The organism is Streptomyces sp. NPDC036764, assembly GCF_055609385.1.
Map to the genome: position 1 here is coordinate 339,445 of NZ_JBVJPT010000007.1, position 19,833 is coordinate 359,277.

Genomic DNA, 19,833 nt, shown 5'->3' on the forward strand with positions numbered 1-19,833 from the left:
GGTTCGGCTTGATGTCGGCGGTGTTACGTCACACCTCGGCGTAGCTGAGCTGTGGTTTTGCCTCCGTGGTGGGTGTGGCGTCGGTCTCGGCGGCAGCCGGGCGGCGAAGGTATACAGCCCAGGTGACCAAGAAGCAGAGGCCGTAGAAGGCGAGGAAGGCGACGAACGCGCCGGTGCCGGAGCCGACCGTCAGGAAGGACTGGCGGAAGGCGAGGTTGATGCCGAGTCCGCCGAGCGCGCCCACCGCGCCGATGAGGCCCATGGAGGCACCGGAGAGCCTGCGGCTGTAGGACGCGGCCTCTTCACCGGTGAGCCCCTTGGCGGCGGCCTTCGCCTGGAAGATGCCGGGGATCATCTTGTACGTCGAGCCGTTGCCGAGGCCGGTCAGCACGAACAGGGCGATGAACGCGGTGGTGAACAGCGGCAGCGACTTCTGCATCGAGGCCACGATGATGACCGAGGTCGCGGCGGCCATGGCGACGAAGTTCCACAGCGTGATCTTCGCGCCGCCGTAGCGGTCGGCGAGCCAGCCGCCGACAGGGCGGATCAGGGAGCCCAGCAGCGGGCCGATGAAGGTGACGTAGGCGGACTGGAGCGGCGTACGGCCGAACTGGGTCTGAAGGACCAGGCCGAAGGCGAAGCTGTAGCCGATGAAGGAGCCGAAGGTGCCGATGTAGAGGAAGGACATGATCCAGGTGTGGGCGTCCTTCACAGCCTCCTTGGCGGCGCCGGTGTCGTTCTTCACGGACGAGATGCTGTCCATCTTCAGCCAGGCGAGGACGGCCGCGATCACGATGAACGGGATGTAGATCCCCAGCAGGACGCGCGGGCCGGCGCTGGCGCCGATGACCGCGAGACCGACGAGCTGCACCACGGGTACACCGATGTTGCCGCCACCGGCGTTCAGACCGAGCGCCCACCCCTTCTTACGGAGAGGGAAGAAGGCGTTGATGTTGGTCATGGAGGAGGCGAAGTTACCGCCGCCGACGCCGGCCAGCATCGCGCACAGCAGGAACGTGTTGAACGAGGTCCCCGGCTCCATCACGACGAACGCGGCGATCGTCGGCAGGAGCAGCAGGCTCGCCGAGATGACCGTCCACATCCGGCCACCGAAGACGGCGACGGCGAAGGTGTACGGGACCCGGACGACGGCGCCGACGAGCGTGGCCATCGAGACGATGAAGAACTTGTCGGCGGGGGTCAGTCCGTACTCCGGCCCCATGAACAGCACCATCACGGACCACAGCGTCCAGATCGAGAACCCGATGTGCTCCGAGAGCACGGAGAAGAACAGGTTCCGCCGGGCGACCTTCTCCCCGGTCTCGTTCCAGAAGGTCTCGTCCTCGGGGTCCCAGTGCTCGATCCAGCGGCCTCCCCGACTTACGACGGGGGCTGGGCTAGGGGCTGTCATGTCGCCTCCACGGTCTTCGGGCTAGGTCGCGTCACGCCTACGAGTGGCTGACCCCGAAGGTAGGGAGGGCGCGTTTCCTGCCTGTGGCACCGAGTGACCGGAAAGGAACTTTGCTCTCACTGGGTGGGGAGGGGGGATGAGAGGTTTTGCTGGCCGTGCCCCTATATACAGGCGCCGTAAGGGCCCCTGTACAGGGGAGAGCGGGACGTCAGTGCTGCTGCGGAGGCTGCCAGTGGGGGTTCTGCTGGGGGTACGGCGGCTGCGGGGCGCCCTGCTGGGGGTAGGGCTGCGGGTTGGGGTACGGCTGCTGCTGCGGCGGGGGGTAGTGGCCGGAGGCGGGCTGGTTGCCGTACGGGGTGGCGGGCTGCTGCTGGCCGTAGGGACCGGCCGGGGCGGGAGGCTGGGCGCCGTAAGGGGCGGCCGGGGCGGGAGGCTGGGCGCCGTAAGGGGCGGCCGGGGCCGGAGGCTGGGCACCGTAAGGGGCGGCCGGGGCGGGCTGATGGCCGTAGGAACCCGGAGCCGGCTGATTGCCGTAGGAGCCTGGGACCGGCTGATTGCCGTAGGCACCGGGCACCGGCTGTTGCCCTACGTGGCCGGGCACCGGCTGTTGCCCCATATGACCCGGAGCCGGCTGGTGACCGTACGGACCCGGGGCGGGCTGATGACCGTACTGACCATTTGCGGGCTGGTTGCCGTAGGGGCCGGTCGCGCCGCCGAACGGATTGCCGTGTCCCGGCATCTGCCCGCCCGGCGGCAGGTACCGCACCCGCCCGCTCTCGTCGGTGACCGGCATGAAGCCGGCGGCCTGGAGCCGGGCCGCGAACTTGGCGTTGCGCTTACGCGTGACGACGAGCCCGATCCCGAGCAGGGCGATGAGCGCGACCCATCCGAGACCGGAGAAGACGATCGCGTCGCCATCCCCACCGGCCTTCGCGACGGCGATCACGAACCCGAGGGTGATACCGCCCGCCGCCCACCACATTTTCTTCTCGGCGTGCTTGCCGGTGAGATCGAAGTTAATGCGGGCTTTGAGGAGTTCGTGCGCATCGGGCACGAGGGGCGGCACGGACACCCCGTCACTGGCGTTCGGATACTGCGCCCAGTTCTGCGCGGCGCGGGCACGGGACTGAGGGCTGGGGTCGGGGACGATCAGCATGACGAGCGCGTTGTTGCGCCCACCGCTCTGCCGTACGTCCATGTACTCGTAGCCGAACTGCTGGGCGATGAAGGCGAGCTTGGCGAGCTTCTTCACGGAGGCCATCGGACTGGTGAGCTCGACGGGCTCCCCGGTCGCGATCAACCGCAGCATCTTCTGCACTTGCCGCTTGCTCATCAACACCAGCTCCCCACCGGCACCCAGCCCCTGGGGCCACCCCGTTCACGTCCACGCCCCGGCCAGTGTTCCACGGGGGGTCCGACAGCGGGAACGCCGGTCGGCCGAGTTCCGCCGATCTTGGTGGAACCTTGCTCCGCGGGTTCCCGTCCCGGTCCGTTATGTCTATTTCGCTCGGTGGCCCGCCCGGGACGAGCCCTTTCGTCTGCTCTTCGTCTTCTTCGTCCCGTTCGGCCACAGCCGTGGGCTGCGCTTCGCCGCGATGTCCTCCACCCAGCCCACGGCCAGGATGGCCAGGCCGATCAGCGGCCAGACCAGGAAGAACATCCAGATCATGTACGTCGAGTCGAGTGCCGCCGTCGCTCGTTCGCTCTGCATGAAGGGGAGTTCGTAGAGGCGGTCGAGGATCGGGACCGTGGCCATGATCAGGAGGTTGTGCCACAGGTAGATGGTGACCGCCCGGTTGTTGGAGAGGGTCACCAGCTTGTCCCACTTGGCGAGTCTGCCCGGGAGTTCCTGCCAGGACGGGGAGTACTGGAGCAGGATCACCACGAAGCCGAAGGACCAGGTCGCCTGGGCCAGCGGGATGTCGTTGAGGTCCCAGCCGTCCGGGCCCAGGTGGCCCGAGGCCCACCACAGGCCGAAGGCCATCACGAGGGCCGCGCAGGAAACGGCCACATAGCGCGGGATCTTCGCGAGGAACCCGTCGTGGTGGGCCATGCCCAGGACCCAGCAACTGCCGTAGACGGCGAAGTCGGTGACCGCGTTGCCCGTCTCGCCGGGAATCGTGACGAGTCCCGTGCCCACGACGGCCGTCAGGCCGAGCGGGGCGAGCAGCGTCGGCCACGGCGCCCGGCGGAACGCCCACAGCAGCAGCGGGGACGCCACGACGAACCACAGGTAGGCGCGCAGGTACCACAGCACGCCCGCCGCCTGCACCGCCCACGTGTCCTCCAGCAGGCCCGACTGGGAGCCGATGTGCCAGGGGAACGGCGGCGCGCCGACGGGGACGATGTAGTTGATCAGGTCGACCAGGGCCCAGGTACCGCCGTGGTCCGGGTCCTTCACCGGGTTCCAGCCGCCGGCGAACATCATCGCCAGCACCACCGCGCTGAACACCCACAGCGGAGGCAGGAGGCGTCGGACACGGCCCCTGATCACACCCCACGCCGGTCGGTTCAGGGAACGCGCCATCAGTGAGCCCGCCAGCGCGAACATCACGCCCATGGACGGGAACAGCACCGTCAGCCAGGCCCAGCCGAAGAGGTGGTAGGCGACGACGCGGACCAGGGCGATGGAGCGCAGCAGGTCCAGGTAGCGGTCCCGGCCCGGCTTCTTGGGCGCGGGCGCCGGGGGTTCGGCGGGGGCCTCCGGTTCGAAGGCGTCCGGAGCCGGCTCCGTCACTCGCTGCTGCGGCATGCCGTACGGCGCGGCCGGCCATGCGGGATCCGACGGTCCGGCCTGTGCGCCGGTGTCCGTCGGCTGGTATCCGTGCGTCATCCGACCGGCCTCCGATCACCGTCACGCGTGCCCGCCGAGCGCTGCCGCGGCACGGGTCCACCGGGCGCCTCGACGACGCCCGTGCGGCGCAGCTTCTGCCAGCGCAGGCGGCCGCCGGTGAGGGCCGTGATCCAGGACTGGAGCAGGACGACGTACATGAGCTGGCGATAGAGGATCTGCTGGAGCGGGAGGGAGATGAGGTGGGTCATGCGTTCCTTGTCCAGACGGAAGGCGTACGCGGCGCAGACCACCTGGATGGCCAGGACGCCCAGCCAGGCGCCGATGGTCTTCTGCGTCGGGCCGAAGATCAGGCCGTAGAGGAGGAAGACGTCGATCAGCGGGGCCAGCAGCGGGGCCAGGACCATGAAGAGGGAGACCAGGGGCAGTCCCACGCGGCCGAAGCGGCCCGACGGCCCCTTCTCCACCAGCGCCTTGCGGTGCTTCCAGATCGCCTGCATCGTGCCGTACGACCACCGGTAGCGCTGCGACCAGAGCTGTTGCACCGACTCCGGGGCCTCGGTCCAGGCCCGCGCGTTCTCGGCGTAGACGACGCGCCAGCCGTCACGGTGCATCGCCATGGTGATGTCGGTGTCCTCGGCGAGCGTGTCGTCGCTCATGCCGCCGACCCGCTCCAGCGCGGAGCGGCGGAAGGCTCCCACCGCGCCGGGGATCGTCGGCATGCAGCGGAGCATGTCGTACATGCGGCGGTCGAGGTTGAAGCCCATCACGTACTCGATGTGCTGCCAGGCGCCGATCAGCGAATCGCGGTTGCCGACCTTCGCGTTGCCGGCGACGGCTCCCACGCGCCGGTCGCCGAAGGGCTGCACCAGCTCCCGGACCGTGGCCGGTTCGAAGACGGTGTCGCCGTCCATCATCACGATGATGTCGTAGCGGGCGTTCGCCAGGCCGCGGTTGAGGGCGGCCGGCTTGCCCGCGTTCATCTGGCGCACGACGCGGACGTTCGGCAGGCCCATCGCCTCGACGATCCGGGCCGTGCCGTCGCTCGATCCGTCGTCGATGACGATCACCTCGATCGGGTGCTCGCTCGCCATCAGCGACCGGACGGTGTTCTCGATGCACTTGGCCTCGTTGTACGCGGGGACCAGCACCGACACCGGTTCGGTGACCGGCGGGCCCCAGCGGAAGCCCCGGCGGCGCACCCTGCGCGCGTGGATGCCCGACAGCAGCAGCATCAGCACGAACCGGCTGATGACCAGGAAGCCGATCACCGACAGGCAGACCACCAGGACGGCCGTGATGTTGTCCGACGCCTGGACCAGGAAGATCCAGGCCTTGCCCTTCCACCGGTCCAGGCCGGTGACCTCGGTGTGCGCGCTGGGGGCGCCGAGGGCCTCGGTGAGGTTGTCGAACTCGTAGCCGTCGGCCTTCATGTCCGGCAGGAACGTGTCCAGCGCCTGCACGGTCTGGTGCCGGTCGCCGCCGGAGTCGTGCATCAGGACGATCGCGCCCTTGCCGCCCTTGGGCGTGGCCCGGCGGATGATCTCGTCGACGCCGGGCTTGCGCCAGTCCTCGCTGTCGGTGTTGTTGACGACCGTGATGTAGCCGCGCTTGCCGATGTACTCGGTCACCGGCCAGGACTCGTTGTCCATGGCGTCGGCGAAGGAGGAGTACGGCGGACGGAACAGGGAGGTGCGGATGCCGGCCGCGCCGCTGATCGCCAGTTGGTTCTGGGACAGCTCCCAGTCGATGCGCTTCTTCGACTGGAAGGACAGGTCGGGGTGGTTGAAGGTGTGCAGGCCGATCTCGTGGCCCTCTTCGACCATCCGCCGGACCAGGTCCGGGTAGCGCGAGGCCATGGTCCCGGTGACGAAGAAGACCGCGTGCGCGTCGTGCTTCTTCAGCACGTCCAGCACCTTGGGGGTCCACTCCGGGTCCGGGCCGTCGTCGAAGGTGAGGACGAGCCGGTGGTCCTGGAGGCTGAGGCTCTCGGTGCGGCCGCTGCGGGTGTCGATGACCGGGCCGCCGTTCAGGATCTTCTCCGGCACCTGGTCGGAGGAGGCGGGCGGACGGACGCGGTGGTCCGCCAGGATCTCGCTGTGCACGTACCCCCGCAGCATCAGCATCGCCATCAGCGCGACGAGGACGAGCGAGGGCAGCAGCAGGCGCATGGGCACACGGCGGCGCCGGGAGCCGTCGGGGGCTCCGGTCGCGGGCCCGTGACGGCGGGTGCGGGAGGCCATCAGAAGGTGTACTCCGGGGACGGGGCGGCGGGCGCGGAGGCGTTGGTGCCGGGCTCCTGCGCGATGGGAGAGGGGTCGCTCGGGCCGTTCGCGACCGTCCCGGTTGCGGGTTCGTCGGTGGTCGCGGGATCGGTCGGCTCCTCGGTGGGGCCGCCGCCGTCCGTCGGGCTCGGGTCGGGGTCGCTGGTGGTGGGCTGGGTGGGCGGATCCGGATCCTGGGTGGGATCGGTGCCCGGATTGGTGGTGTTCCTCGTGGCGCTCGGCTTCGGGTCGGCCGAGGTGCCGGGGTTCTCGGCGGTGGCCGAGGCGCCGGGCGCGGTGGAGTCGGCGCCGGGGGACGCGGTCGCGTCCGTACTGGCCGTCGGTGAAGTGCCCGGGGAGACACTGCCGGTGGCGGTGGGCTGCGGTGCCGACTCCGCGGGCAGCGGCGGGGTGTCGACCTGGCCGGCCGGCTGCTCCTTGGGGTTCTCGACCGGCAGCCACGGCGCGTCGGAGTTGCCGGACAGCAGCGTGGCGACGATGACCACGGCGTAGACCGCACAGGCGAGTCCCACCGCCATGCCGATACGGCGGAAACGGCGGCTGCGGCGGCCCGACTCGTCAACGAACACCGGGCCGTCGGAGCTCTCTCCGCCGCGCGGGGCGTCCTTGGCCGCGCGCAGCATGTTGTCGAGGTGAAGGCCCACGCCGTCGAGCTGGACGGTGACCTCATGCGGGTCGTGGGTCGCGCCGGGGCCGTCGGACCGCGCGGAACGCTCCGGCCGCGCGGGCCGCTCGGACTGCTCCGGCTCATCGGCCCACGGGTCGCGCACCGCGGGCGCGGGACGCGTCGGGCCGGCCGCCGGGAAGGCGTCGGTACGGCGGGCCGACGGACGGTCGAAGGCCGACCAGCCCTCCGCCCGGGCGGAGTCGGCGGCGCCGGGCCGGCGTACGTCCGGCCCGCCCCCGCCGGGTATGCGGGTGTCCGCCGTGCCGACCGACGGAAGGACCGCGGTCTCGTCGGCGTCGGTCACGGACGCCCCGGGGGCGCCTCGCAGGACCTGTGTCTCGTCGGCGTCCGAGAAGGCACGCCCGCCACCGTGGAGTATCTCCGTCTCCCTTGCCTCGGATCGGGAGCGATGGCTGGAACCAGACACGCCGGGCACCGCTGTCTCGCCGGTAGCCGGAAAGGCCTGGGTGTCACCCCTCGAACCCCCCACGGAAGAACCGCCGCCGGACCCGGACGCCGATGGAACATCGGGCCACTCCGGTTGGGCGTCTTCTCGCCACTTCTTCACGCGCACGCACATCCCCCCACGGGACCGTTCTGGGTGCGCGCACGACACTGAGCACCCATCGCCGTACCGAGCCCCCACCCGGCCGAGCGCCCCCTATTACCACACCGTGCTCAGGCCACGAATGTAGCGCACGCGGAGGTTTTGTGGTTCCAGGGTGTCAATTGTGCACCCCCATAGTGGCCGAATCGATGGCCGGAATCCATCCTTCGGCGGGTGCGCGCAGCCACCTCTCCTCGGCCGAGACCTCGGCCGCCGCCCGTCGAAGAGCGTCGAATGCGGGGTGCACCAGCCCCTTCCTCCACACCAGCGACACGGGTGACAGCGGCACGGGGTCGACGAGCGGGCGCCGCACCGTCGAAGGCATGGCCGGAAAGTCCACCACGACGAGGATCGGGTTCCGGGTCTTGGCCATGATCCGCTGGAACTCCTCGTCGCCGACCGCGAGCGGCGCGGGCGCGGCGAGCTCGATGCCCCGCCCCTCGAACAGCCGGCGGGCGAGGTCGGTCCACTCCGGTGTACGAGGATTTCCGGCACCGGCGTACACCGTCTCGCCGGCCAGCGCGGCCAACGGCACCTGCGGCGATTCGGCCAACGGATGGTCCTCGGGCAGCAGGATCGCCATCGGCTCGAAACGGACGGGCTGGTGGTCGAGGCCCGCCCGCAGCGCCGGGTCCAGTCCGGCGAACCGTCCGAACGAGCAGTCCAGCCGGCCCGCCACCATCTCGGCGGCGGCGCCCGTCAGGCCGCTCTCGTAGCGGGCCATGAGCTCCTGTTCGGGGGCGAGTGCGCGGGCCCGGTGCAGCACGCGGCGGGCGGTGACCAGGCCCGGCGTGTTCAGATCGACCAGCAGTGGGCGGGCCTGACCGAAGGCGGCGAGCAGGTCGTCCTGCGCCTGGAGGGCACGGCGCGCGTACGGCACCAGCCGCTCGCCGTCGCCGGTCAGCACGACCTGCCGGGTCGTGCGCACGAACAGCTCGGCACCCAACTCCCGCTCCAGCCGCCGTACATCCCGGCTGAGCGCCTGCTGTGCGACGTACAGCCGCGCCGCGGCGCGTGTGAAGTGCAGTTCCTCCGCCACGGCGAGGAAGGCGCGCAGCAGGCGCGGGTCGAGGTGGGCGGGAGCGGGCATGCGCCGAACTTACAACGCAGGTGCGTGAATCCGCATCGGACAGGTGTTGGACCTCTTGATCGACTTCCGGCGACGGTGGACCCATGCCGCAACCGCCCGCCAGAGGACCCATGCCGCAACCGTCCGCCAGAGGAACCCGTCTGTTCACCGTCACCGCCGACACGCTCGTCGTCGTCGACTTCGGCCCCCGTGCCGGGCGCCGCCCGCCCGGCCCGTACGGCCGCCTCTTCGCCCGGCCCGGCACCCGTGCCTTCACCCTCGCGAACCTGGTGGCCCGCCTGCCCATGGGCATGTTCAGCGTGAGCGCGGTCGTGATGATCGCCGGGGCGAGGGGTTCGTACGCCCTCGCCGGCGCCGTCACCGCGACCGGCCTCGCGGCGACCGCGCTGGTCGCGCCCTGGATCGCCCGGCTCGTCGACCGGTACGGCCAGGCCCGGGTGGCCGTCCCCGCCACGCTCGTCGCGGCGCTGGGGAGCCTCGCACTGCTGTTGTGCGTGCGGTACGGCACCCCGGCCTGGACCCTCTTCGCCGCGTACGCCGCCACCGCGACCACTCCCAACACCGGCGGCATGTCCCGCGCTCGCTGGGCCCACCTCCTGGACGGCGACCCCGACTCCCTGCACACCGCGAACTCCTTCGAGCAGGCGGCCGACGAGCTGTGCTTCATGCTGGGCCCGGTGCTCGCCGCCTTCCTGTGCGGGACGTTCTTCCCGGAGGCGGGGACGCTGGTCGGGGTGGTGCTCCTCGTGACGGGCGTCCTGGCCTTCGCGGCCCAGCGCTCGACCGAGCCGCCGGCGTCGGGGCGTACGACGACCGGGGCCACGACGACCGCCACGCCCGCACCGTCACCGTCGCCCGTGCGCTCCCCCGGCATGCCCCCGCTCCTCGCCGTCTGTCTCGCCCTGGGCGCCGTGTTCGGGTCGATGGAGGTCGTCACCATCGCCTTCGCGGAGGCGCAGGGCCATCGCACGGCGGCGGGCGTCGTGCTCGCGCTCCAGGCGGCCGGGTCCTGCGCGGCTGGTCTGCTGTACGGCAGGTTCCGGTTCGCCGGTGCGGCCGAGGAGCGTTACCCGTGGTGCGTGGCCGCCATGACGGCGCTGCTGATCCTCCCGCTGCTCGCCGCGTCCCTCACCGGCTCGCTCCTGCTGCTGTCCGCCGCGCTGCTCATCGCCGGGATGGCCACGGCGCCGACCATGATCACCAACATGACCCTGGTCCAGCGCCGCACCCCCGACGGCCGCCTCAACGAGGGCATGACCCTCGCGGTGACCGCCCTGCTCGGCGGCATCGCCTGCGGCAGCGCGGCCGGAGGGTGGGTGGTGGAACACCTCACGGCGACGGCCGGCTACGGCGTACCGGTCACGGCGGCGGCGGTGGCCCTGCTCATCGCCCTCGCGATGCCGGGCGCCAGGAACACGGCGTGAGCCCTGCCCATGCCGTGTGCCAGGAACACGAGACCGCCACCGCTACCGCCACGGCGTGAGTCCTGCCCATGCCGGGCGTCAGGACCGCGGCCTGACGAGACCGGGGTCAGGACCGCGGCCTGACGAGACCGGGGTCAGGACCGCGGCCTGACCCGAACCCGCGCCGGCCCCTTCGCCATCAGCGTGATCCCCGCCCCCAGCGGCACCTCGCCCTCCTCCGCGTCCGCGAGCTCGAACTCCCTCAGCAGTACCGCCAGTCCCAGCACCGACTCCAGCATCGACAGATGCTGACCGATGCAGGCTCGCGGGCCGCCGCCGAAGGGGAACCAGGCATAGCGCGGGCGTCCCGCCTCGGCCTGCGGGGTGAAGCGGGTGGGGTCGAAACGCTCGGGGTCCGGCCAGTAGTCGGGATGGCGGTGGGTGACCCACGGGCTGACCAGGATGTCGGCGCCGGCAGGTATCCGTATGCCCTCGATCTCCGCGTCGGCGACCGAGCGGCGGCCGACCACGGGTGCGGACGGATACAGCCGCATGGCCTCCTTCAGCACCATGGTCAGATACGGCAGCTCCTCCATGTCCGCGGCCGTGGGCGGCCGTCCGCCGGGGCCGCCGAGGACCCGGTCCACCTCCTCGCGCACCCGCCCCTGGTCCTCCGGGTGCCGGGCGAGGAGGTGCAGGGCGAAGGCGAGCGCGGTGGCGGTGGTCTCGTGGCCGGCGAGGAGGAAGATCAGTACCTGTTCGCGCAGTTCGTGGGCGTCCAGGCTGCCGTCCTCGGCGTTCTCGGCGTGTACGAGGAGGGTGACCAGGTCGTCCCCGTCCGCACGGTCCCGGCGGCTGGCGATGATCCCGTCGCACAGTCCGAACAGCTCCGACTGCAGGCGTACGGCACGGCGGTTGGCGGGGGTGGGCCAGGTGCGGGGCGCTTTGAACGGGGAGAAGCCGCGCTTGAGGGAGTACTCCTGGAGCGGGGGCAGGGTGCGCTCGATGGTCTCGAAGGCCTGCTTCACATCCGTGCCGAACAGGATGCGGCCCACGACGTGGAGCGCGAAGCGGTGCATCTCACCGACCAGTTCGACACTCCCGCCGGGTGCCGCGCGCCAGACGTCGGCCAGCGCGGCGGCCTCCTCGGCGACCTGCTGCCCGTAGCCGCTCACCCGGCGCCGGGTGAACAGGGGCTGCACCAGCCGCCGTTGGCGGAGGTAGATGTCGTCCTGGCTGGTGAGCAGGCCGTTGCCGACCGACTGACGCAGCTCCTCGTAGAAGACGTTGTCCTTGCGGAAGTTGGCCGCCTGGGTCGCAAGGACCTGCTGGGCGCCCTCGGGTGAGAACACCGCGTAGATGTCGGAGCGCAGCCCCGGTGGGCCGGCCCGGAAGCGCACCACGTCACCGTGGTCGCGGCGGGCCCTCAGATATGCGGTGAGGGGGTCGTTCAGCAGGTCGCTCATCGAGCCGAGCAGAGGACTCCCCGTCACGATCGGCGCCCGGGCGACCGTCGTCGTCATCGTCATGGTTCCCCCCTTCCCGTGCGATCCGGTCGACTCACCCCTGGGTCGCACATACCTTCGCATGGCAGGTGCTCAGCAGAGAGCCGGCTTGCGCCAACTGCACTCGGCATCCGCCTCCGTGCCGCCGCCCCGGACCGACGCCGGCACGGTCACCGTCGGGGTCGACTCCGCGGTTGACTTGGCCAGGGTCACCACGATCGCGTCCTCCAGCGGCTTCACGGACGAGGCCAGGTAGTTGTTGAGGACGATGCCGTAGACGAGTTCGCGCCCCCCGGCGTCCGTGACGTACCCGGACAGGGCCGAGGCGCCCGTCAACGACCCCGTCTTCGCGCGGGCGTTGAGCGCGGCCGCCGTGCCGCACATCCGTGAGCGCAGGGTGCCTCCGACGAAGCGGTCCGGGGCGCAGGCGACGGGCAGGGAGCGGTGCCAGTCGGTGTACCAGGGCTCGGAGCGTACGGCGAGGAGGAGCTGGACGAGCTGTCCGGCCGTGAAGTTGTCCATCCGCGAGAGCCCGGAGCCGTCGACCTGCCGCAGCTTGCCGGTGTCGATGCCGATGCCCTTGAGGTAGCCGCCGATCGCCGCGAGTCCGGCGTCCCAGCTCCCCTTCCCCGAGACCTTGACGCCCATGGCCTTGGTGAGGACCTCGGCGTGCATGTTGTTGGAGAGCTTCATGAACGGGACGAGCAGGTCCTTCAGCGGCATGGAGTCGTGCGAGGCCAGCCGCCGCGCGGTCGCGGGCGTCCGCAGGCCCGTCCGGGTGGGCCCGGCGACCTTGACGCCGTGCTCCGCGAGCGCGTCCCGGAAGACGGCGGCGGCGTATCCGGTGACCCCCCACACGGTCACCCACTCCTTCGCTCCGGCGCCGCCGACAGGTGTCGTACCGCTGACGACGACGGTGTTGGTGCCGTGCTCACGCTCGACGGTGAGGTCGTTGGCCCCGCCCGCGGCGACGGTTTTGGCGGCCACCTCGATGTCGACGTAGTCGGTGTCCGGCGTGACGGTGACGACGGGTGCGTCACCGGCCGACGCCCCCGGCCGGACCGTCACGATCACGGTGCCGGTGTCGTAGTCGGTGTCCGGTGCCACGCCGAGCGCGCTGATCTGCGCCGAGTAATAGGAGGACTCGTCGTCGGCGGCCCAGGAACGGCCCAGCCGTTGGTCGTCGAACCGGGTGTCGTCGGCGACGAGGCGTCCCTCGACCCGGGTGATCCCGGCCGCCGCGATCCGCTCGGCGAGCGCGTCGTAGTCACCGGCGAGCAGGGTGGGGTCACCGGTGCCGCGCAGATACAGATCGCCCTTGAGCCGGGAGCCGGACTGCTTCCCGGTGGCCAGGACGTCCGTGCCGAACCGGTGGTCGGGTCCGAGGATCTCCATCGCGGCGGCCGAGGTGGCGAGCTTGGTGTTGGAGGCGGGGGTGAGCCGGGTGGAGGGCAGGTGCTGGTAGAGGAGTTCACCGCTGCCGGCGTCGGCGATCACGACGCTCGCCACGCCGCCCTCCATCCGCGGATCGCCGAGGACGGTGTCGACGGCCTCGGGCAGGCCGGTCCGGTCGGAGTCCGCACCGGCCTGCGCGCCGGGCCCCAGGACGGCGGCGACGAGCGCCACGGCCACGGGCCAAGTCCACAGCCTGTTACGGGAGTTGAGGCGTCTCTCGGAATCGCTCACGCGTCTGCTCATGCCTCAGCAGCATCCCCGAGAACGGCCCTCGGCGACAGAGCACCTCGGCTCAGCCCAGCCCCCAGGCCCGCCCCATCCGGTACGCGCCGCACAGATTCACATCCAGGACATACGCCCCGGCGCTCCCGCACTGCTCGCTCCCGCTGCCCGGGTCGACGGGCTGCCCGTGCCCCATCCCGGTGATGCTGTACGTCTCCACGACCGCCCGCCCGGCCGCGTCCCGGAAGACCTGGTGGGGGTACCCGGCCACCGTGTCGCTCACGTCGGCGGTCTGATCGGCACCGTGCACATCGGTCCACTGCCGCATCAGGTCGGTCATGTTGACGGGCTTCACGGTGTAGTCGGCCGTGCCCTGGAAGGCGATCAGGGTGGGCCAGGGCCCGCTGTGGCCGGGCCGGGCGGCACGCACCCGGTCGCCCCACTGCTTCGGTGTCTGCGTGGCCCCGACGTACATGCACACATACGGCGACCCGGCGGCCTGCGCGCACCCGTACGGCAGCCCGGCCGCGATCCCGCCGGACGCGAACTTCTCCGGGTACGCCGCCATCATCACGGAGGTCATCCCGCCCCCGGCCGACAGCCCCGTGACATACACGCGGGACGCGTCAGCGGAGGTGTCGACGAGCTGCCGGTCGACCATCTGGGCGACGGACGCGGCCTCGCCCTGACCGCGTGCGATGTCCCCGGTCTGGAACCAGTTGAAGCAGGACGAGGCGTTGTTGGCGGTCTGCTGCTGCGGCAGGACGACGGAGAAGCCCCAGCGGTCGGCGAGCTGGAGCCATCCGCTGCCGGTGCCATAGCCGGCGGCGTTCTGTGTGCAGCCGTGCAGCGCGACGACCACGGGCCGGCCGGCGGGCAGCCCGTCGGGGACGTACCGGAACATGCGCAGGGCACCGGGGTTGGTCCCGAAGCCGGTCACCTCCTGGAGCGAGGCGGCCGAGGCGCGGCCCGGGGTGAGGAAGGCGGCTATCAGGGCGACGAGAAGGGTCGCCAGGAGGGGGACATGACGGCTTGCGGCTCTGGTCGGTGTCATGCCGAGGGACCGTAGAAGCGTGAACCACCCGCCGATATGGGGTGGAGCACCACATCGGGCGGGCCCACCATGGTTGTTCAACCGGCGCTCGGCCTGCGCAACTGCCGCACGAGCACCCTCGGATCCCGCGCGGACCAGGGGTTACCCGGTCACGGGCGCGGGGTGCCGGTGGCGGCATCCCGGTACGTCTCGTCCCGCTCCCACGGCCCGACCCCGAGCTTGCCCGTCGTGCCGAGGTCGAGTTCCGGTACGACCGTCACCGGGTCCGCGCCGGGTTTCGCCCACACGCGCGCGTAGGGCGCGTTCACCGGGTCACCGAAGCCGGTGGTGTTGCGCCACGCCAGCGTGGCCCGCGCGGCCTCACCGGGACGCAGGACGACGGGCTGCGGGCTGTCGCCGCCACCCACGCCGGTGCTGATCCCGTCGGTCCCCTGGAGAATCCGTACGCCGACGACGCTGTCGTGGTCCTCGTCGAGCAGTTCCAACTTCGGGTAGCCGTCGACCCGGTAGGGCCGGGTGCCGCAGTTGACGAGGTGCAGTCCGACGACGCGCAGCCCCATGGCCGCGTCCCCTTCGTCCGCGTAGACCCGCGCCCCGGACGCGGGGCAGGGCCCGGCTGCGGACGACGCCTCGCCGTCCGGGACGCTGCGCACCTCGATCACGTCCACGCCTGTCACTTCGGGCGCCTGTGCGACCTGCTCCCGCATGGCCACGGCGGCCTTGACGGTGCGCCCGGGCCCGACCGACCCGACGGTCTTGTCGACGTTGTCGACCGCGCCCCCGGATGCCGAGAGGAATCCGACGGTCACCGTGTAAGTGGCCGCCTTCGTGCCCTGGTTGGTGACCTCGAACTCCGCGCTGTAGTCGGCCGCACAGCCGCTGCCCTCTCCCCAGGCGTACAGCCCGGTGACCCGTACGCCGGCCTCGCCGGTGGCGCCGGGCGACGGCAGGGGCAGCGGGGTCGGCGTGCCGGAGGGGGTGACGGCCGGGTCGGCGGACGGCGGCGGGCTGCCGTACTGCGTGAAGTCCGACGGGCACAGCGCCTCGGCCCTGACCCGTCCGTCACCGCCGGCCTGTGGCCCCGCGTCCTCCGGCGAGGCGCTCTGCGAACCGCACGCGGCGAGCAGCAGGAGTCCGGCGACGGCCGCGGGAACGGTACGGAAGGCTCTGGGCATCCGCCCACCTCACCAAGGGACCGCTCCCACGGGCTGTGGCGGAGCCCACACCTCCGGTCACAGCAGTGTCACAGATCACTCCGGCCCCATACGGCCGCATGACAAAGGCCCCGCCGCTCGAAAGCGACGGGGCCTTTGCCCACATGGGTTAGGGAGGTCCGGAAACCTCCCGATCGTGGAGATGGCGGGAATCGAACCCGCGTCCAACGGTGCAGAATCAGGGCTTCTCCGTGTGCAGTTCGCTGTGATTTTCTCGGCCCCGGCGATCACGCGAACAAGTCGCCGACGGGCCCAGTCACTGTTAGATTTCCCTCTTCACCCCGTGACCGGGATCAAGGTTTAGTTCCCTAGCTGATGCCAGGATCCGGGTCGGGAACAGCCCCGGGCTGACACTTCGCAAGTCGCTACTTAGGCAGCGAGGGCGAAGGAATCGCGCTTGGTGTTGGCGATTATTTTTTGCGACATATGGTTAACGAGATCATTGCCGCTTCCTCGACACGCTTCCCCTGTTTCAACAGCCGCTGTCGAAACCGATCATCCCCATGTTGTGTTTTCAATGCGTGCACCCTGCGTGGGGTGCGATGCCATCGTACGTGACCAGCGCACGCGGATGCCACTGTATTCCCGGCGGCTACGCGCCCCGCTGCCTGCGCTTCGCCGCCGCGATCGCCCGGTCCGACTCCCGCCGGTCCTGCTTCTCCCGCAGGGTCTGGCGCTTGTCGTACTCCTTCTTGCCTCGCGCGAGAGCGATCTCGGCCTTGGCCCGGCCGTCCTTGAAGTACAGGGCGAGGGGCACGATCGTGTGACCCGTCTCCTGGGACTTCGCCTCCAGCTTGTCGATCTCCTCGCGGTGCAGGAGAAGCTTGCGCTTGCGGCGCGCGGAGTGGTTGGTCCAGCTTCCCTGGTGGTACTCGGGGATGTGGGCGTTGTGCAGCCACGCCTCACCCCTGTCGATCTGGACGAAGCCGTCGGTCAGCGACGTCCGACCCTCACGCAGCGACTTGACCTCGGTGCCCATGAGCACCAGGCCCGCCTCGTACGTGTCGATGATCGCGTAGTCGTGCCGGGCCTTCTTGTTCTGGGCGACGATCTTGCGCTTGCCGCCCTTCTCGCCGTCCCTGCCCTTCGCGGCAGCGCCGCCCTGCTTGGGCTGGGACTCCTTGGGTACGTACATTCCCTTGCTCATAGTGCCGTCCATTTTCGCACTACGCAGGGGGTGCGCGGAAAGCCTATTTACGACTGGCCGAGACCGCTGAGGACCGTCTCGGCCCGTTCCAGGACACCCCGGTCGACCTCCAGGTCGGGGGTGATGCCCCTGCCGTCGACGGCTCGTCCGGACGGAGTGCGGTAGTGGCCGACGGTCAGCTCGGCGACGGAGCCGTCGGGCAGCCGGCTCGGCATCTGGACCGAGCCCTTGCCGAAGGTGCGGGTGCCCACGACGACCGCGCGGCCACGGTCCTGGAGGGCCCCGGTGAGCAGCTCGGCGGCGCTCATGGTGCCGCCGTCGACGAGCGCCACCAGGGGTCTGCCCGTGTCGCCGCCGGGCTCGGCGTGCAGGGCGCGCTGGTCGCCGTCGACGTCGTAGGTGGCGACGAGGCCGCCGTCGAGGAAGGCGGAGGCGGCGGTGACGGCCTCGGTGACCAGGCCGCCGGAGTTGCCCCGCAGGTCGAGGACGATGCCGGAAGCGGCCGGCACCCGGCGCACGGCGTCCTGGACCGCGGCGCCGACGCCCTTGGTGAAGGACGCGATCCGGATGACGGTGATGCCGCCGGCGAGTTCCCGGCTGGTGACCGAATCGACGGACAGCCGGGCGCGTCGCAGCGTGAGATCCCACGCGCGCGTGCCGCGTTCCATGCCCACCTTCACCGGCGTACCGGCGGGCGCGTCCGTGGCGTCGCCCCTCAGTAAGGAGACGACCTCGGTCACGGGACGCCCGTCGACCTTCTCTCCGTCGACGCTGCGCAGTCGGTCGCCCGCGTGGATCCCGGCGGTGGCGGCGGGCGACCCCGCCCGCACCTTCGTCACCTCGATACTGCCGTCCCGCTCGCGCCGCGCCCACAGCCCGACGCCGGTGTAGGCGCCGTCGAGGGCCTGCTCGAACTCCTCGTACTCCCCCTGGGAGTAGACGGCGCCCCAGCGGTCACCGCTGCGGCTGACCGCGCGTTCGGCGGCCTCCACGGGGGACTTGCCGGCGGCCATGGCCTCGGCGGCCGCCTCGGCGACGTCCTCGTGCCGGCCTTCGGGCGCGGCCGAACGGGACGCACCGGCCGGGGATTTCCGGTCAGGGCCGGGCAGCGAGCCGGTCGCGGCACCGGCGACGAGCACGCTCGCGAAGACCAATGTCAGGGCGGCCCCGCGGCCGAAGCGGCGGGGCTGACAGAACAGGTCACGACCTGACATGCCGGTGAGTCTAGGACAACGCGAAGGGGCCGTACGGCGCCTTGCCCGTACGGCCCCATTGGCGTTGGTCACACCTTCAGATACTTGCGCAGCGCGAAGAACGCCGCCAACGCCGGCATCAGCAGGCTTGTCGCGAGAATGAGCGGCAGCTTCGTCAACACCGCGTCCCAGCCGATGAAGTTGATCAGGTTCAGCTTCTCCGACAGGGCCAGGCCGTGGTCGATGATGAAGTACCGCGCGACCACCAGGAAGCCACAGGCGACGGTTCCGCCGATGAGCCCGGCGACCGCCGCCTCCATGATGAACGGCGCCTGGATGTAGAAGCCGGAGGCGCCGACCAGCCGCATGATGCCGGTCTCCCGCCGCCGGCTGAAGGCGGAGACGCGCACGGTGTTGACGATCAGCATCAGCGCGACGACGAGCATCAGCGCCATCACCGCCCGCGCGGCCCAGTTCATGCCGTTGAGGAGCCCGAAGAGGTTGTCCAGGATGCCCTTCTGGTCCTGCACGGACTGCACGCCGTCGCGCCCGTCGAACGCGGTCGCGATGACCTCGTACTTCTCCGGGTCCTTCAGCTTGATCCGGTACGACTCCTGCATCTGGTCCGGCGTCAGCGAGGCGGCCAGCGGCGAGTCGCCGAACTGGTCCTTGTAGTGCTTGTACGCCTGGTCCTGCGACTCGTACGTCACCTTCTCGACGACCGACATCTTGTCCAGGTCGCCGAGGATCTCCTTCTTCTGGTCATCGGTGACCGCGCCCTTGGCACAGTTGGGGTCGGACTCGGCGTCGCTCTTGTTGCAGAGGAAGACCGAGACGTTGACCTTGTCGTACCAGTAGCCCTTCATCGTGTTGACCTGGTCGCTCATCAGGAGCGACCCGCCGAACAGGGCCAGCGACAGGGCGACGGAGACGATGACGGCGAAGGTCATCGTCAGATTGCGGCGGAGACCGACACCGATCTCGGACAGAACGAACTGGGCGCGCATGGCGTCTCTTTCAGGCCTTTGAAGTGGACGGGTCGGGTCAGTGCTGGTAGCCGTAGACGCCGCGTGCCTGGTCGCGGACGAGGCGGCCCTTCTCCAGCTCGATGACTCGCTTGCGCATCTGGTCCACGATGTTCTGATCGTGCGTGGCCATCACGACCGTCGTGCCGGTCCGGTTGATCCGGTCGAGCAGCTTCATGATGCCGACGGAGGTCTGCGGGTCGAGGTTGCCGGTGGGCTCGTCGCAGATGAGCAGCTTGGGCCGGTTCACGAAGGCGCGGGCGATGGCCACCCGCTGCTGCTCACCACCCGACAGCTCGCCGGGCATCCGGTCCTCCTTGCCGCCGAGTCCGACGAGGTCGAGCACCTGCGGCACGGACTTGCGGATCTCGCCGCGCGACTTGCCGATGACCTCCTGTGCGAAGGCGACGTTCTCGCCGACCGTCTTGTTCGGCAGGAGCCGGAAGTCCTGGAAGACCGTCCCGAGCTGGCGGCGCATCTGGGGCACCTTCCAGTTGGACAGGCGCGCGAGGTCCTTGCCCAGAATGTGCACCTGTCCGTGGCTGGCCCGCTCCTCGCGGAGGATCAGCCGCAGGAAGGTGGACTTTCCGGAGCCCGAGGACCCCACGAGGAACACGAACTCGCCCTTCTCCACTTCCAGGGACACATCCCTGAGTGCGGGGCGGGTCTGCTTGGGGTAGACCTTGGAGACGTTGTCGAATCGGATCACGGGTGCACCACGGGTCGCCGGGGGTAGATGAGCGTGACCATACGCGAACCAGGGG

Annotated in this window: 15 protein-coding genes and 1 other RNA gene; 1 reads left to right on the forward strand and 15 read right to left on the reverse strand. The window is 70.5% G+C overall.

Annotation, left to right across the window (positions count from 1 at the left end; translation table 11 throughout):
- Window positions 1-28: 28 nt before the first annotated feature.
- The 6 genes from ACZ69Q_RS26495 to ACZ69Q_RS26520 form a co-directional block, all read right to left on the reverse strand.
- Window positions 29-1,411 carry a nitrate/nitrite transporter gene (locus ACZ69Q_RS26495; RefSeq protein ID WP_471046244.1) on the reverse strand — a complete coding sequence of 461 codons (1,383 nt, stop codon included), beginning with the start codon at window positions 1,409-1,411 and terminating at the stop codon, window positions 29-31.
- 208 nt (window positions 1,412-1,619) lie between these two features.
- Window positions 1,620-2,744, reverse strand: coding sequence for a hypothetical protein (locus ACZ69Q_RS26500; protein ID WP_471046246.1), 1,125 nt, complete (start codon window positions 2,742-2,744; stop codon window positions 1,620-1,622).
- Window positions 2,745-2,909: 165 nt separating this feature from the next.
- Complete coding sequence (locus ACZ69Q_RS26505) at window positions 2,910-4,244, reverse strand: acyltransferase family protein (RefSeq protein ID WP_471046248.1); 1,335 nt, start codon at window positions 4,242-4,244, stop codon at window positions 2,910-2,912.
- Complete coding sequence (locus ACZ69Q_RS26510; protein ID WP_471046250.1) at window positions 4,241-6,445, reverse strand: polysaccharide deacetylase family protein; 2,205 nt, start codon at window positions 6,443-6,445, stop codon at window positions 4,241-4,243. The genes ACZ69Q_RS26505 and ACZ69Q_RS26510 overlap by 4 nt, the downstream gene beginning before the upstream one ends.
- On the reverse strand, window positions 6,445-7,458 hold the full coding sequence (locus tag ACZ69Q_RS26515; RefSeq protein WP_471046252.1) for a DNA polymerase III subunit gamma/tau domain-containing protein: 1,014 nt from the start codon (window positions 7,456-7,458) through the stop codon (window positions 6,445-6,447). The genes ACZ69Q_RS26510 and ACZ69Q_RS26515 overlap by 1 nt, the downstream gene beginning before the upstream one ends.
- 421 nt (window positions 7,459-7,879) lie before the next feature.
- Window positions 7,880-8,851 carry a LysR family transcriptional regulator gene (locus ACZ69Q_RS26520; RefSeq protein ID WP_471046254.1) on the reverse strand — a complete coding sequence of 324 codons (972 nt, stop codon included), beginning with the start codon at window positions 8,849-8,851 and terminating at the stop codon, window positions 7,880-7,882.
- Window positions 8,852-8,961: 110 nt separating this feature from the next.
- Here ACZ69Q_RS26520 and ACZ69Q_RS26525 point away from each other — a divergent pair, with 110 nt between their 5' ends.
- On the forward strand, window positions 8,962-10,275 hold the full coding sequence (locus ACZ69Q_RS26525; protein ID WP_471046255.1) for an MFS transporter: 1,314 nt from the start codon (window positions 8,962-8,964) through the stop codon (window positions 10,273-10,275).
- A 134-nt stretch (window positions 10,276-10,409) separates the two neighbouring features.
- Here the strand turns inward: ACZ69Q_RS26525 and ACZ69Q_RS26530 are convergent, their stop codons facing one another.
- The 9 genes from ACZ69Q_RS26530 to ftsE form a co-directional block, all read right to left on the reverse strand.
- On the reverse strand, window positions 10,410-11,783 hold the full coding sequence (locus ACZ69Q_RS26530; RefSeq protein ID WP_471046257.1) for a cytochrome P450: 1,374 nt from the start codon (window positions 11,781-11,783) through the stop codon (window positions 10,410-10,412).
- A gap of 69 nt (window positions 11,784-11,852) precedes the next feature.
- Complete coding sequence (gene dacB, locus ACZ69Q_RS26535) at window positions 11,853-13,445, reverse strand: D-alanyl-D-alanine carboxypeptidase/D-alanyl-D-alanine endopeptidase (protein ID WP_471046258.1); 1,593 nt, start codon at window positions 13,443-13,445, stop codon at window positions 11,853-11,855.
- A gap of 61 nt (window positions 13,446-13,506) precedes the next feature.
- Window positions 13,507-14,490 carry an extracellular catalytic domain type 1 short-chain-length polyhydroxyalkanoate depolymerase gene (locus ACZ69Q_RS26540; RefSeq protein ID WP_471046259.1) on the reverse strand — a complete coding sequence of 328 codons (984 nt, stop codon included), beginning with the start codon at window positions 14,488-14,490 and terminating at the stop codon, window positions 13,507-13,509.
- Window positions 14,491-14,639: 149 nt separating this feature from the next.
- Window positions 14,640-15,665: a DUF4232 domain-containing protein gene (locus ACZ69Q_RS26545; RefSeq protein WP_471046261.1), complete on the reverse strand. Its 1,026-nt coding sequence runs from the start codon at window positions 15,663-15,665 to the stop codon at window positions 14,640-14,642.
- A 173-nt stretch (window positions 15,666-15,838) separates the two neighbouring features.
- Window positions 15,839-16,207, reverse strand: a transfer-messenger RNA (tmRNA) gene (gene ssrA, locus ACZ69Q_RS26550).
- Window positions 16,208-16,296: 89 nt separating this feature from the next.
- Entirely contained in the window at window positions 16,297-16,839 is a 543-nt protein-coding gene (gene smpB / locus ACZ69Q_RS26555; protein ID WP_471046360.1) for an SsrA-binding protein SmpB, read from the reverse strand.
- Window positions 16,840-16,898: 59 nt separating this feature from the next.
- Complete coding sequence (locus ACZ69Q_RS26560; RefSeq protein ID WP_471046263.1) at window positions 16,899-18,065, reverse strand: S41 family peptidase; 1,167 nt, start codon at window positions 18,063-18,065, stop codon at window positions 16,899-16,901.
- Between the two features lie 68 nt (window positions 18,066-18,133).
- The gene (ftsX, locus tag ACZ69Q_RS26565) at window positions 18,134-19,051 is read right to left on the reverse strand and encodes a permease-like cell division protein FtsX (RefSeq protein ID WP_471046265.1); all 918 of its coding nucleotides are present in this window, start codon (window positions 19,049-19,051) and stop codon (window positions 18,134-18,136) included.
- A gap of 37 nt (window positions 19,052-19,088) precedes the next feature.
- On the reverse strand, window positions 19,089-19,778 hold the full coding sequence (ftsE, locus tag ACZ69Q_RS26570) for a cell division ATP-binding protein FtsE (RefSeq protein ID WP_030952755.1): 690 nt from the start codon (window positions 19,776-19,778) through the stop codon (window positions 19,089-19,091).
- Window positions 19,779-19,833 lie beyond the last annotated feature (55 nt).

Bases quoted from the DNA above. Each gene is read 5' to 3' on its own strand.
- ACZ69Q_RS26525 (WP_471046255.1), top strand. From the start codon at position 8,962: ATGCCGCAACCGTCCGCCAGAGGAACCCGTCTGTTCACCGTCACCGCC.
- ACZ69Q_RS26545 (WP_471046261.1), bottom strand. From the start codon at position 15,665: ATGCCCAGAGCCTTCCGTACCGTTCCCGCGGCCGTCGCCGGACTCCTG.
- ACZ69Q_RS26540 (WP_471046259.1), bottom strand. From the start codon at position 14,490: ATGACACCGACCAGAGCCGCAAGCCGTCATGTCCCCCTCCTGGCGACC.
- smpB (WP_471046360.1), bottom strand. From the start codon at position 16,839: ATGTACGTACCCAAGGAGTCCCAGCCCAAGCAGGGCGGCGCTGCCGCG.
- ACZ69Q_RS26495 (WP_471046244.1), bottom strand. From the start codon at position 1,411: ATGACAGCCCCTAGCCCAGCCCCCGTCGTAAGTCGGGGAGGCCGCTGG.
- ACZ69Q_RS26560 (WP_471046263.1), bottom strand. From the start codon at position 18,065: ATGTCAGGTCGTGACCTGTTCTGTCAGCCCCGCCGCTTCGGCCGCGGG.
- ACZ69Q_RS26510 (WP_471046250.1), bottom strand. From the start codon at position 6,445: ATGGCCTCCCGCACCCGCCGTCACGGGCCCGCGACCGGAGCCCCCGAC.
- ACZ69Q_RS26500 (WP_471046246.1), bottom strand. From the start codon at position 2,744: ATGAGCAAGCGGCAAGTGCAGAAGATGCTGCGGTTGATCGCGACCGGG.
- ACZ69Q_RS26505 (WP_471046248.1), bottom strand. From the start codon at position 4,244: ATGACGCACGGATACCAGCCGACGGACACCGGCGCACAGGCCGGACCG.
- ftsX (WP_471046265.1), bottom strand. From the start codon at position 19,051: ATGCGCGCCCAGTTCGTTCTGTCCGAGATCGGTGTCGGTCTCCGCCGC.
- ACZ69Q_RS26530 (WP_471046257.1), bottom strand. From the start codon at position 11,783: ATGACGATGACGACGACGGTCGCCCGGGCGCCGATCGTGACGGGGAGT.
- ACZ69Q_RS26520 (WP_471046254.1), bottom strand. From the start codon at position 8,851: ATGCCCGCTCCCGCCCACCTCGACCCGCGCCTGCTGCGCGCCTTCCTC.